General features: G+C 64.8%; 10 protein-coding genes. 1 reads left to right on the forward strand and 9 read right to left on the reverse strand.

The features are described from left to right. Window positions 1-11 precede the first annotated feature (11 nt). The 6 genes from ACUJB0_RS16800 to ACUJB0_RS16825 are packed head-to-tail and all read right to left on the reverse strand — an operon-like array spanning window position 12 to window position 7,668. Entirely contained in the window at window positions 12-1,010 is a 999-nt protein-coding gene (locus ACUJB0_RS16800) for an AAA family ATPase (protein WP_444846203.1), read from the reverse strand. A gap of 2 nt (window positions 1,011-1,012) precedes the next feature. After that, window positions 1,013-1,633 (reverse strand): DUF4159 domain-containing protein, encoded by a 621-nt coding sequence (locus tag ACUJB0_RS16805; RefSeq protein ID WP_444846204.1) that lies wholly within the window; start codon window positions 1,631-1,633, stop codon window positions 1,013-1,015. A 9-nt stretch (window positions 1,634-1,642) separates the two neighbouring features. Continuing rightward, window positions 1,643-2,980, reverse strand: coding sequence for a TldD/PmbA family protein (locus ACUJB0_RS16810; protein ID WP_444846205.1), 1,338 nt, complete (start codon window positions 2,978-2,980; stop codon window positions 1,643-1,645). A 3-nt stretch (window positions 2,981-2,983) separates the two neighbouring features. Beyond that, window positions 2,984-4,621: a TldD/PmbA family protein gene (locus tag ACUJB0_RS16815; RefSeq protein WP_444846206.1), complete on the reverse strand. Its 1,638-nt coding sequence runs from the start codon at window positions 4,619-4,621 to the stop codon at window positions 2,984-2,986. A 54-nt stretch (window positions 4,622-4,675) separates the two neighbouring features. Further along, window positions 4,676-6,013 (reverse strand): TldD/PmbA family protein, encoded by a 1,338-nt coding sequence (locus ACUJB0_RS16820; protein WP_444846207.1) that lies wholly within the window; start codon window positions 6,011-6,013, stop codon window positions 4,676-4,678. 17 nt (window positions 6,014-6,030) lie between these two features. Continuing rightward, window positions 6,031-7,668, reverse strand: a complete 1,638-nt coding sequence (locus ACUJB0_RS16825) for a TldD/PmbA family protein (RefSeq protein ID WP_161086237.1) — start codon at window positions 7,666-7,668, stop codon at window positions 6,031-6,033. A 407-nt stretch (window positions 7,669-8,075) separates the two neighbouring features. On the opposite strand from ACUJB0_RS16825, the gene ACUJB0_RS16830 reads away from it, so the two are divergent. Further along, window positions 8,076-8,888, forward strand: a complete 813-nt coding sequence (locus ACUJB0_RS16830) for a class I SAM-dependent methyltransferase (protein WP_444846208.1) — start codon at window positions 8,076-8,078, stop codon at window positions 8,886-8,888. Window positions 8,889-8,898: 10 nt separating this feature from the next. Here the strand turns inward: ACUJB0_RS16830 and ACUJB0_RS16835 are convergent, their stop codons facing one another. The 3 genes from ACUJB0_RS16835 to ACUJB0_RS16845 all read right to left on the reverse strand — a co-directional run bounded on the left by ACUJB0_RS16835 (window position 8,899) and on the right by ACUJB0_RS16845 (window position 12,695). Then, on the reverse strand, window positions 8,899-10,380 hold the full coding sequence (locus ACUJB0_RS16835; RefSeq protein ID WP_444846209.1) for a methyl-accepting chemotaxis protein: 1,482 nt from the start codon (window positions 10,378-10,380) through the stop codon (window positions 8,899-8,901). A gap of 117 nt (window positions 10,381-10,497) precedes the next feature. Next, window positions 10,498-10,995: a chemotaxis protein CheW gene (locus ACUJB0_RS16840; RefSeq protein ID WP_444846210.1), complete on the reverse strand. Its 498-nt coding sequence runs from the start codon at window positions 10,993-10,995 to the stop codon at window positions 10,498-10,500. Between the two features lie 11 nt (window positions 10,996-11,006). Then, a complete protein-coding gene (locus ACUJB0_RS16845) occupies window positions 11,007-12,695 on the reverse strand; it encodes a methyl-accepting chemotaxis protein (protein WP_444846211.1) in 1,689 nt (562 codons plus the stop codon). Window positions 12,696-12,724: the final 29 nt, after the last annotated feature.

Genomic DNA, 12,724 nt, shown 5'->3' on the forward strand with positions numbered 1-12,724 from the left:
GCGGCTCAGGCTTAGTCCGGGCGGATATGCTCGCGCAGCGCCAGCAGGATGTCGGCGATCGCCACGCCGTCAGCCTCCGCCTCGAAGTTGCGGATCACGCGATGCGCCAGCACCGGCAGCAGCATCTCAGCGATATCCTCGCGCGTAACGGCCAGGCGGTTGTGCATCAACGCGCGCGCCTTGGAGGCCAGCACCAGCGCCTGCCCCGCGCGCGGGCCAGCGCCCCAGCCGACATGTTTCTTCACCGCCGGCACCGTCGTCAACGCCGGACGGGTGGCGCGCACCAGACGCGTCGCATAGGCCAGCAGATAGTCGCCGATTTCGATGTCGCGCACCAGCTGCTGCAGGCGCAGCAAGGTCTCCACGTCCATCACCGGATCGGCGTCCTTCAAGCCGGCGTGGGTGGTGGCGGAGACCATCGCGATCTCCTCTTCCTCGGTTGGATACACCACGTCGATGCGCAGCAGGAAGCGGTCCAGCTGCGCTTCCGGCAGCGGATAGGTGCCGGCCTGCTCGATCGGGTTCTGCGTCGCCAGCACGAAGAAAGGCTTGGGCAGCCTGTGCGTCTGGCCGGCGAAGGTCACGCTGCGTTCCTGCATCGCCTCCAGCAGCGCCGATTGCGTCTTCGGCGGCGCGCGGTTGATCTCGTCGGCCAGCAGCACCTGCGTGAACACCGGCCCTTGCTGGAAGCGGAACTCGCGCTTGCGCGTCGCGTGGTCCTCTTCAAGAATCTCGGTGCCGACGATATCGGACGGCATCAAGTCCGGCGTGAACTGCACGCGATGGAAGTCCATGTCCGTCGCCTGCGACAGCGATTTGACCAGCAGCGTCTTGCCCAGTCCCGGCACGCCCTCCACCAGCGCGTGGCCGCCGGCCAGAAGGCAGATGATCAGCGAATCGATCACGTTTTCCTGGCCGATGATCACACGGGACATGCTCGCCTTCAGCGCCGCCACCTTGGCGCTCAGCGCGCCGATTTCATTTTCGCTCCAGGCGATTGCACTATCCAAGATCAGGCTCCCAACGCATATTGAATGATATTGACCGCGAAGCGGGTGTTGTCGACCACCAGCCAGCGCTTGTTGCGGAAGTCATAGTCCCACTCGCAGCCGTAGTCCTTGTTGCTGTACAAAAGCCGCACGCGGCCGCCGACTTCCACCGCCTTCAGGTAATCGTGCACCAGATCGTCGCCCCAGCCGTTGAGTTCCACGCTGGTGTTGGGCGGGCCGTCGAAATGGAAGAAGCTCGAATACACCGGATGCGTGTTCGGGATCTTGTGCAGCGCCTTCGGTCCGAAGATACGGGCGATTTCGGCCTCGAACGATTTGGCGAACAAGCCGTCGATATCGTGGTTGCAATCGTCCACGAACAGGAAGCCGCCGCCCTTGATGTAGCGCTCCAGGTTCTTGCGCTCGGCCGGCGTGAACTGCACCAGCTTGTGGCCGGCGAAGTAGCAGAACGGCGCCTCCAGCATCTTCGAATCCGACAGCGCGACGATGTGCTCAACGGGATCAACCCGCAGGGTCGTGTATTCGACCAGCGAATTGAGCACGTTGCTCGGCATGCGGATATCGACATCCCAGTCGCCCGACTCGTAGGTCAGGCGGGTGAAGTAAAAATCGTAGTTGGCCACAACCTGCCTTTAAACCGCGTCCGACAGGGAAGTGAAGTTGAAGTCGCGTACCTTCATCGGCGGGATCAGCATCTGGAACCGCACCTCGTCGCCGCCGATCACCACCGGCTTGCCCAGTTCATCGATATTGTTCAGCATCGACACCGGACTTTCGTTGAAGCGGAAGTTCTTGATCGGATGCTTGATCTTGCCGTTCTCGATGTAGAAGGTGCCGTCGCGCGTCAGCCCGGTCAGCAGCAGCGACTGCGGATCGACCATGCGGATGTACCAGGTACGCGTGACCAGCACGCCCTTCTTGGTCGACGCGATCAGCTCCTCGGTCGACTTGCCGCCGCCCGCCATGATCATGTTGCCGTGCCGGCCCGACGCGCGCTGGCCCTGCTTCTCGGCCCAGTAGCGCGTGTAGTCGAGCGAGGCCACCTTGCCGCCCTTGATCACGTCCGTGCGTTCGCGCGCCAGCATCGACGAATCGTCCCACGCCAGCACCGGCACGTCCTTGTCCCACGGGTCGGCCCAGACGTTGACCTGCTCGTCGAACAGCTTCTCGCCCAGGCGGTTGCCGCCGCCCTTCTTCGACAGGAAGCTTCGGCCCTCGTCGGCGCGGCGCGCATCGAAGGCGCCGAACATGCGGCCGATGATTTCCGACGTCGCCGCCGGCTCCAGGATCACCGTGTAGCGGCCCGGCTCCAGCGCCTTGGCGTCCACCGATTTCAACGCCTTCTCGATCGCGATTTCCGAGGCTTCGCGCGCGTCGAACTTCTTCGCATCGGTGGCCGAGCGCGTGGCCCAGCCGGAACCGCGTCCGTCCTCGGTGCGGGTGGTGATGGTGAAGCCCAGATTGCTCAAGGTCTGGTGGCCGAACACGCCGTTCGAATTGGCGATCGTTTCAAAGCCGGTGGTGTCGCTGAAGAATCCCGCAGCGACCAATCCCTGCTTGCGGCAGGCGTTGATGCTGGCCGCCGCCACTTCGGCGCGGTATTCGGGATCGATGGCGGCGGTGGCTTCGTTGTAGGTGGCGGACGACTTGTACTCCTGCTTCTTGATCGCCGGCAGGAACTCGGGATTCTCCGGCGCCAGACGCGCCACGTCTTCGGCACGGCGTACGGCGCGCTCCAGCGCCTTGTCGTCGAATTCATTGATCGAGGCCGTGCCCTGGCGCTTGCCGAAGGCGACGCTGACGGTAAGCTGAGTATTCTCCGTCAGGCCGGCGGTCGACACGGCGTTGCGCGCGTAGCGGATATTGCCATTGCGGCTGCCGCTGATCTGCACGCGGCACTCGTCGGCCTTGGACAGCGACATCACCTTGTCGCAAATGCGTTTTGCTTCTTCCTGGTTCAGCATCTTCATTGTTTATCCTATCTTGCGAGCGGTGTTGATGACGTTGATGCCGTTGAAGCGCGTGGTCGGCGATCCATGCGATACCGCGCTCACTTGCGAAGGCTGGCCTTTGCCGTCGAAGAAGGAACCGCCCATGCGCCAGTCGCGTTCATCGCACAGCGCCGAGCAGGCGTTCCAGAACTCCTGCGTGTTGGACTGGTAGGCCACGTCCTCCAGCTGGTTGGTGATCTTGCCGTTCTTGATCTCGAAGTACAGCTGGCCGCCGAACTGGAAGTTGTAGCGCTGCTGGTCGATCGAGTACGAACCGCGGCCCAGGATGTAGATGCCCTTCTTGATGTCCTTGACCATGTCGTCCGGCGTGAGCGGCTTCTTGCCCGCCTCCAGCGACACGTTGGGCATGCGCTGGAACTGCACGCTGCTCCAGCTGTCCGCGTACGAGCAACCGTGCGACTCCTTCTCGCCGATGATGGCCGCCTGGTCGCGCGTGGCCTGGTAGTTGACCAGGATGCCGTTGCGGATCAGGTCCCAGCGCTTGGAGGCCACGCCTTCGTCGTCGTAGCCCACGCAGCCCAGCGAGCCTGGCGTGGTCTTGTCGGCGACGATGTTGACCAGCTCCGATCCATACTTGAAGTTCTTGCTCTTCCACTTGTCCAGCGTGGCGAAGCTGGTGCCGGCGTAATTGGCCTCGTAACCCAGCACGCGATCCAGCTCGGTGGCGTGGCCGACCGACTCGTGGATGGTCAGGAACAGGTGTTCCGGCGACAGCACCAGGTCGTACTTGCCCGGTTCGACGGTTTTCGCGGTCAGCTTCTCGCGGGCCTGGCGGCCGGCGGCGTGCGCGTCCTCGATCAAATCGTAGGCGCCCTTGTACAGCGTGGTGACGTTGCCGGCAGCCTTGATCTTGTTGGACTCTTTCGCGTCGAAGAATTCATAGCCCATGCTGGCCGGCGACGACAACCCGTCGCGCGTGCGGAAGCGGTTGGTGGCCTTGTCGACGGCGGTGGCGGTCAGCGGCGCCCACAGACGGTGGATGTCCTGGTCGATGTAGGAGCCGTCGGTGGAGGCGAAGTACTTCTGCTGGTTCACTTGGAACAGGTTCGACGACATGAAGCTGGCGCCCGCGTCCATGCCGGCCTTGTTGGCGGCGATGAGCATCTCGGCCTTTTCCTTGATCGGCACGAGGCGCCAGTCCTTCTTGAACTGCGTGGCCCACGCCACTTCGCCCACGCCCTTGACGGGTGCCAGCACCACAGGCTCGGTTTGCAGCCTGGCGTTGGCGCGCGCGATGGCGACCGCCTGGCGCGCGGCGGCGGCCACCGAGTCCGGCGTCATGACGTTGGTCGAGCAGAAGCCGTAGGCGCCGTTGGCGATCACGCGCACGCCGACGCCGGAGGATTCGGTGTTGACGATGTTTTCCACGTTCAGGTCGCGCGTGGTGAGGAACTGGTTCAGGTAGCGGCCGATGCGCACGTCGCAGTAGCTGGCGCCGGCCTTGGTGGCGGCGTTCATCGCGGCGTCGGCCAGCGATTTCTTGAACTGCACGGCCATGGGGTTGAGCAGCTCCTCGGCCGCGATGGCGTTGCCGAAGACCGGTATCAGCATGCTGCCGCCTGCCGCCGCGCCGATTTTTAGAAATGAACGTCGTTCCACTTTGACTCCCTGATGAATGTAACAGGGCCGGAATCGAATCCGGCCCCTGATGCCTTACACCGCGTCCGACAACGAGGTGAAGTTGAAGTCGCGCACCCGCATCGCCGGTATCAGCAACTGGTACTGCGACTCGTCACCCGCCAGGATTTCCGGCCGGCCCAGTTCCTCGATGTTGTTCAACATCGTCACCGGGCTTTCGTTGAAGCGGAAGTTCTTGATCGGATGCTTGATCTTGCCGTTCTCGATGTAGAAGGTGCCGTCGCGCGTCAAGCCGGTCAGCAGCACCGACTGCGGATCGACCATGCGGATGTACCAGGTGCGCGTGACCAGCACACCCTTCTTGGTGTTGGCGATCAGCTCCTGGGTCGACTTGTTGGTGCCGGCCATGATGATATTGCCCGGCGAGCCGACGGCGCGCTTGCCCTGCTTCTGCGCCCAGAAACGCGAATAATCCAGGTTGGCCACCTTGCCGCCCTTGATGATGTCCATGCGTTCGCGGGCCAGCATGTTCTGGCCGTCCCACGGCAGCACCGCCACGTCCTTGTCCCACGGGTCGGCCCAGACGTTGACCTGTTCGTCGAACAGCTTCTCGCCCAGGCGGTTGCCGCCGCCCTTCTTCGACAGGAAGCTGCGGCCCTCGTCGGCCTGGCGCGCATCGAAGCCGTTGAACATATAGCCCAGCAGGTCCGAGGTAGCCGCCGGTTCCAGGATCACCGTGTAGCGGCCCGGTTCCAGCGCCTTGGCGTCCACCGATTTCAACGCCTTCTCGATCGCCACGTTGGACGCTTCGCGCGCGTCGAACTTGCTGACATCGCCCACGCTGCGCTTGACCCAGCCCGAACCGCGTCCATCCTCGGTGCGTACGGTGACGGTGAAGTCCAGCCCCGTGTCCTGCTGGTAGCCGAACACGCCGTTGGAGTTGGCGATGGTGGTGAACTGCGAGGTGTCGGTGAAGAAGCCCGCCGCCACCAGCTTGTTCTTCTTGCTGTTCTCGATGCTGTAGGCCGCGACCTGCGCGCGGAATTCGGGATCGATGTCGGCGGTCTTCTGGAAGAAGGTCTGGCTGGCCTTGTATTCCTGCTTGGTCGGCGTCGACATGAACTCCGGATTCTCCGGCGCCAGGCGGGCCAGGTCTTCCGCGCGGCGCACGGCTTTTTCCAGCGACTTGTCGTCAAACTCGTTGATGCTGGCGATGCCCTGCTTCTTGCCGAAGGCGACCGACACGGTCATCTGCGTATCCTCGATCAAGCCGGCGGTCGACACGGCGTTGCGCGCGTAGCGGATGTTGCCCTTGCGGCTGCCGGTGATGTTCACTTCGCACTGGTCGCCCTTGGAAAGCGACAGCACCTTGTCGCAGATACGTTTTGCTTCGTCTTGACTCAAATTCTTCATCTCGTGGTCTCCAGGGCTTAGCCGATTTTGCGTGCGGTGTTGATGACGTTGATGCCGTTGAAGCGCGCCGTGCTGGCGCCGTGCGACACCACCGACACCTGCGAAGGCTGCCCTTTGCCGTCGAAGAAGGAGCCGCCCATGCGCCAATCGCGTTCGTCGCACAAACCGGCGCAGGCGTTCCAGAACTCCTGGGTGTTCGACTGGTAGGCCACGTCCTCCAGCATCTCGCCGATCTTGCCGTTCTTGATTTCGTAGAACAGCTGGCCGCCGAACTGGAAGTTGTAGCGCTGCTGGTCGATCGAGAAGGAACCGTCGCCGACGATGTAGATGCCCTTCTTGACGTCCTTGACCATCTCGTCCGGGGTCATCTTCTTTTTACCGGCTTGCAGCGAGACGTTGGGCATGCGCTGGAACTGCACGCTGCTCCAGTTGTCCGCGTACGAGCAGCCGTGCGATTCCTTCTCGCCGATGATGTGGGCCTGGTCGCGCGTGGCCTGGTAGTTGACCAGGATGCCGTCCTTGATGATGTCCCAGCGCTTGCACTTGACGCCCTCGTCGTCGTAGCCGACGTTGGCCAGCGAGCCCGGGGTGGTCTTGTCGGCCACGATGTTGACCAGCTCCGAGCCGTACTTGAATTTCTTCGACTGCCACTTGTCCAGCGTGGCGAAGCTGGTGCCGGCGTAATTGGCCTCGTAGCCCAGCACACGATCGAGCTCGGTCGGGTGGCCGACCGATTCATGGATGGTCAGCCACAGGTGTTCCGGCGACAGCACCAGGTCGTACTTGCCCGGCTCGACCGACTTGGCGGTCAGCTTCTGCTTGGCCTGCTTGCCGGCCGCGCGCGCATCCTCGATCAGGTCGTAGGACTTGGTGTACAGCGTGGTCACGCCGCCGGCCGCCTTGATCTTGTGCTCGGGGCGCGCGTCCAGGTATTCGTAGCCCATGCCGACCGGCGCCGACAAGCCCTGGCGCGAGCGGAACTTGTTGGTCTTCTGGTCGACGGCGGTGGCGAACACCGGCATCCACAGGCGGTGCATGTCCTGGTCGATGTAGGAGCCGTCGGTGGAGGCGAAGTACTTCTGCTGGTTCACCTGGAACAGCAGCGACTGCATGAAGCTGGCGCCGCCCTCCATGCCGGCCTTGTTGGCGGCGATCAGCAGCTCGGCCTTGTCCTTGATGGCGACGGTGCGCCAGTCCTTGACGATGGGCGTGGCCCACGCCACTTCGCCCACGCCCTTGACCGGCGCCAGGATGACCGGCTCGGTCTGCAGCTTGGCGTTGGCCTTGGCGATGGCGACCGCCTGGCGCGCGGCCGCGGCCACGCCGTCCGGCGTCATGTCGTTGGTGGCGGCGAAGCCGTAGGCGCCGCCGGCGATCACGCGCACGCCGACCCCGGCCGATTCGGTGTTGACCACGTTTTCGACGTTCAGGTCGCGGGTGGTGATGAACTGGTTCAGATAGCGTCCCACGCGCACGTCGCAGTAGGAGGCGCCGGCCTGGGTCGCCGCGGTCATCGCGGTGTCGGCCAGCATTTTCTTGAATTGAAGGGCGACTGGCTTGAGCAGCTCTTCCGCCGCGATTGCGCGGCCGAAGGCGGGCAGCAACATCGTACCCAGGGCCAGACTACTAACATTGAGGAATGCACGTCGTTCCATCGTATCTCCAAAAACGTAACAGCAAGGATTAGATTGCGGGCCGGTCGCCCGGGATTCTGCTTTTTATTTGCTCTTCCAGCTGGAACTACTTCGTTACCGCTCGTTGCTTCGCACTACACCTGAATATCCGCCGCCGTTTCCGCGGGTTTTGCAATATTAGCGCCGGATTAAGGAACGAGATAGGCAAAATGTGTGCCACGGGTATTCATGATGCAAGTTGGTGCATTTGCCATGTTTGCCGTGGCCCGGATGTCCGCCGGACTGTCCGCGCGAGTGTCCGGGAGTGTCCGCAAGTGTCCGCCGGGTGTCCGTCCCAATTCGCTTGACCATCTGGCAAGGTTGACCGATGATCGCGCTGGGCGAGCGGCTGCGCATCGCCACAACCATGATCCATCAGGAGACCCTGCATGAAACGAACCGTACTTGCCGTCCTCGCCACCACCATGCTGATCGCGGGCGGCGCCTTCGCCGCAGAGGACGCGGCGCTGAAGGCCGCCATCGCGGCGCCGTCGCGCACGCCGGCCAATGTGGAGCGCGACGTCTATCGCCATCCGTACGAGACGCTGAGCTTTTTCGGCATCAAGCCGACCATGACGGTGGTCGAGCTGGCGCCGGGCGGCGGCTGGTACACCGAGATCCTGGCGCCCTACCTGCGCGACCACGGCAAGCTGATCGCCGCCGGCGACGACCTGGCCTCGCCCGACGCCAACGAACGCAAGGGCGCCGAGCGCTTCATGGCGCGCCTGAACGCCAAGCCGGAGGTGTACAACAAGGTGGCGCTGGGCGTGTTCTCGCCGCCGCGCAAGTATGAGTTCGCGCCGGCCGGCAGCGTCGACATGGTGCTCACGTTCCGCAATGTCCACAACTGGATGGAGACCGGGCCGGACAACCTGAAGGTGCTGTTCGGCAGCGTCTACACCAGCCTGAAAAAAGGCGGCGTGTTCGGCGTGGTCGAGCATCGCCTGCCGGCTTCCAAGACGCAGGACAAGGATGCCAGCACCGGCTACATGCACGAGAAATATGTGATTGGCCTGGCCGAGGCGGCGGGCTTCAAGCTGGCCGACAAGTCGGAGGTCAACGCCAATCCGAAGGACAACGCCGATCACAAGAACGGCGTGTGGGCGCTGCCGCCGACCTACGCCAACAAGGACGAGGACCGCGCCAAGTACAAGGCCATCGGCGAAAGCGACCGCATGACGCTGAAGTTCGTCAAGCCTTAGTTCAGACGCGTCAGAAGCGCGTGAACTTGGTCTCGTCCGGCGCGCCCTCGGCCACCAGGTCGAGCTTGCGCGCCGGACGCTGCGCCTTGGCGCCCGCGTTCAGCACGGCGGCCCGGCGCGGCGCCGCGCTGCGCTGCGGCGTGGCGACCGCGTACTGCTTGAACACCGCCATCAACAGGCCCAACTGCTCGGCCTGGGCGCTCATCTCCTCCGACGTGGCCGCCAGTTCCTCCGAGCTGGCCGCGTTGACCTGCGTGGTCTGGCTCAGCTGGACCACCGCGCTGTTGATCTGACGCACGCCGGAAGTCTGCTCTTCCGACGCCGCAGCGATTTCCTGCACCAGCTCGGACGTCTTGCGGATGTTCGGCGCCAGCGCGTCGAACATCTGGCCGGCCTGCTCGGCCAGCTCCACGCTGTCGGCCGCCACCTTGCCGATTTCCTGCGCCGCCACCTGGCTGCGCTCGGCCAGCTTGCGCACCTCGGCCGCCACCACCGCGAAGCCCTTGCCGTGCTCATGCGCGCGCGCCGCCTCGATCGCCGCGTTCAGCGCCAGCAGATTGGTCTGGTAGGCGATGTCGTCGATGATGCTGATCTTGCTGGCGATCTGCTTCATCGCCATCGCCGTGGCCTTGACCACCTCGCCGCCGCGCGCGGCGTCCACCGCCGCCTGGGTGGCGATGCCGTCGGTGACCTTGGCGTTCTCGGTGTTCTGCGCGATCGACGCCGTCATCTGCTCGATCGAGGCGCTGGTTTCCTCCACGCCGGCGGCCTGTTCGCTGGCCGCCTGCGACAGCGACTGCGCGGTCGAGCTCACTTCCTCGGAGGCGCCGGCCAGGCTGCCGACCACCGCCTGCACCTCGCGCACAATGCCCGACAGGCTGCGCGCCAGCCACACCGCCAGCACGCAGCCCAGCACCGAGATCAGGATGTCCATGCCCAGTATCAGCTGCTTGGCCGAGTCGGTCACTTCCGTCATGGCGGCCGATTCGGCCTTGGTCTCGCCGTCGTTGACCTTGAGCAGCTTGCGGAAGGCGCTGGTGATGGCTTCGTCCGCGCCCTTGATGGACTTGTCCATCTCCTGCGCCGACATGCCCTTCTCGTGCATGGCCTCCAGCTGGGTCATGCTGTCGCCGTAGCTGCGGGTGGCGGCCATCACGTCGCTCAGCAGCGCCTGCTCCTCGGGCGTGAGGCCGCCGCCCCCCTTGTAGTCGCCCATGCTCTTGTCGATGGCGGCCAGGTCGGCGCGGAACTTGCTGTTGTAATCGCCGCCGCGCAGCATGTAATTCTTGAAGTGGTGGACCGCGTTGCCATGGGCGGTGACGCCTTCCAGCACGGCGTTCTTGCGCGCCAGCGTGATGGTCTCGAAATCGTTCCAGTGCCCGTGCAGCGAACTGAGCTTGGCGAACGCGATCACGCCCAGCAGCACCACCAGCACCACGATGCCGCCAAAGCCGGCATGCAGGCGGGTCTCCATTTTCATCTGTTTGAACATGAGCGTCTTCTCCAGTGTGCGGCGGGGGTCACGTGTCATTGTGAACCAATCGACCGCGGTAAATATCACCAATTCCCACCTGTGGCGCGCATCCCACGCGGCCGCAGGACGAGCCAGTCAGGAAGCCTGCGCCAGCGCGCCGCCCTCGGCCAGCGCGGCCAGCTCGCTGGCCGCCACCACATGCTGCACGTTGAGCAGCAGCACGAAGCGGCCGTCCACCTTGCCTATGCCCTGCAACAGCTCGGCGCGCACCTGGGCGCCGAAGCTGGGCGCCGGCTCGATCTCGGCCGGCGGTATGTCGAGCACGGCGTTGACGGCGTCAACCAGGATGCCGATCACGAAGGCGCCATCGGCGCCGCTGTCGACCTCGACCACGATGATGCAGGTGCGCTTGCTGATCGGCGACGGCGCGCGTTCCAGCCGGCGCGCCAGGTCCAGCACCGGCACCGCCGTGCCGCGCAGGTTGATGACGCCGCTGATACAGGCCGGCATCTGCGGCACCGGCGTCACGCCGGCGTATTCGAGGATCTCGCGCACCGCCAGGATGCCGATGGCGAACATTTCCTGGCCCAGCATGAAGCTGAGGTATTGCGCTGGCATGGTCATGGTGTTCATCGCCGCCTCACTCAGAATTTAACGAAATGCGATTCGTCGGGATCGCTCATTTCCGCCATGCGGTGGCTGTCGCGCGACCGCGCCGGCGCCTTGCCCTGCGGCCCCGGCTTGCCCGGCTTGCGCGCCACGGACGGACGCGCCGGCCGCGAAACGCCGGCCAGCTTGAAGAAGGACATGGTCTGCTGCAGCTGCTCGGCCTGGCCGCTCATCTCCTCGGCGGTGGCGGCCAGCTCCTCGGAACTGGAGGCGTTCTGCTGGGTGGTCTGGCTCAGCTGGGTGACGGCGGCGTTGATCTGGCCGACGCCGGCCGACTGCTCCTCCGACGCCGCCGTGATCTCCTGCACCAGGTTGGACGTCTTGCGGATGTTGGGCACCATCTCGCTGAGCAGGCGGCCGGCCTTCTCGGCCAGCTGCACGCTGCTCGACGCCACCTGCTCGATCTCCTGCGCCGCCACCTGGCTGCGCTCGGCCAGCTTGCGGACCTCGGCCGCCACCACGGCGAAGCCCTTGCCATGCTCGCCGGCGCGCGCGGCCTCGATCGCCGCGTTCAGCGCCAGCAGGTTGGTCTGGTAGGCGATGTCGTCGATGATGCCGATCTTCTTGGCGATCTGCCGCATCGCCGCCACCGTCGACTCGACCGCCTCGCCGCCCTCGGCCGCCTCCAGCGCCGCCTTGCTGGCGATGCCGTCGGTGACCTTGGCGTTTTCCGTGTTCTGCGAGATCGACGCCGTCATCTGCTCGACCGAGGCGCTGGTCTCCTCGGTGCCGGCGGCCTGCTCGCTGGCCGCCTGCGACAGCGACTGCGCGGTGGCGCTGACCTCCTCGGAGGCGCTGGCCAGCGCCTCGGCGCCGTTGTTCACCTCCTGCACCACCAGCGACAGCTTGTCGATCATGCCCTTCATCGCCGCCAGCAGGCTGGTGCTGTCGCCGTTGCGGAGCGCGATGTCGGCGCTGAGGTCGCCGTCCGCCACCTGCCGCACGATATCGGCCGCATAGGCCGGATCGCCGCCCAGCTGGCGCATGATGCCGTTCAGGATCAACAGGCCGATCGCCACCAGCAGCGCCAGCGCCACGCCGCCGGTGACGTACATGAGGTTGAGCGCGTGCGCGGACGAGGCGTCGGCCTGGCGCACGGCGGCGTCGCCGTAGCCGACGTTCAGCGCCACCAGCTTGTTCAGGCTGTCCTCGGCGTCGTGGAAGAACGGCCCGGCTTCCGAGATGGCCTTGTGCAGCGCGACGTACAGATCCTTGTGCGGACCGGCGCCGGCCCGCGCGATCCTGGCGGCCGCCTCGCCGATCGCGGTGTCGTGCGCCTTCCAGGCATCCCACTGCTTGACGAACACCTTCCACAGCGCCTCCTCCTCGGGCTCCTGGGGCAGCGGCTCGTAGATCTTCCAGCCCTTGTCGATGCTGGCCCAGATCTCCTGCTTGCGCTTGATCTCATGCGCGATCTGGTCGAAGTTTTCGGGGTAGGCCGCCACCGTGTCCATGGCGCGGTTGGCCGAGCGTATCGCCGTCTGGCCTTCGCTCACCTGCAGCAGCCCCTGCACGGACGGCAGCCGGTTCTTGCCGACCTCCATCAGCATGGCCGCGTCCTGCCGCATGCCGGTGAAGGCGATCGCGACCACCACCGCCAGCGCCAGCACCGCCACAGACAGCAGGATGATGATCTTGGCTCTCACCGTTAATGTAGACAACATATCGCCTCCCAGTTGATGAAACCGTACGG

The organism is Duganella caerulea, assembly GCF_040362985.1.
Taxonomy (GTDB): Bacteria; Pseudomonadota; Gammaproteobacteria; order Burkholderiales; family Burkholderiaceae_D; genus Rugamonas; species Rugamonas vulcania.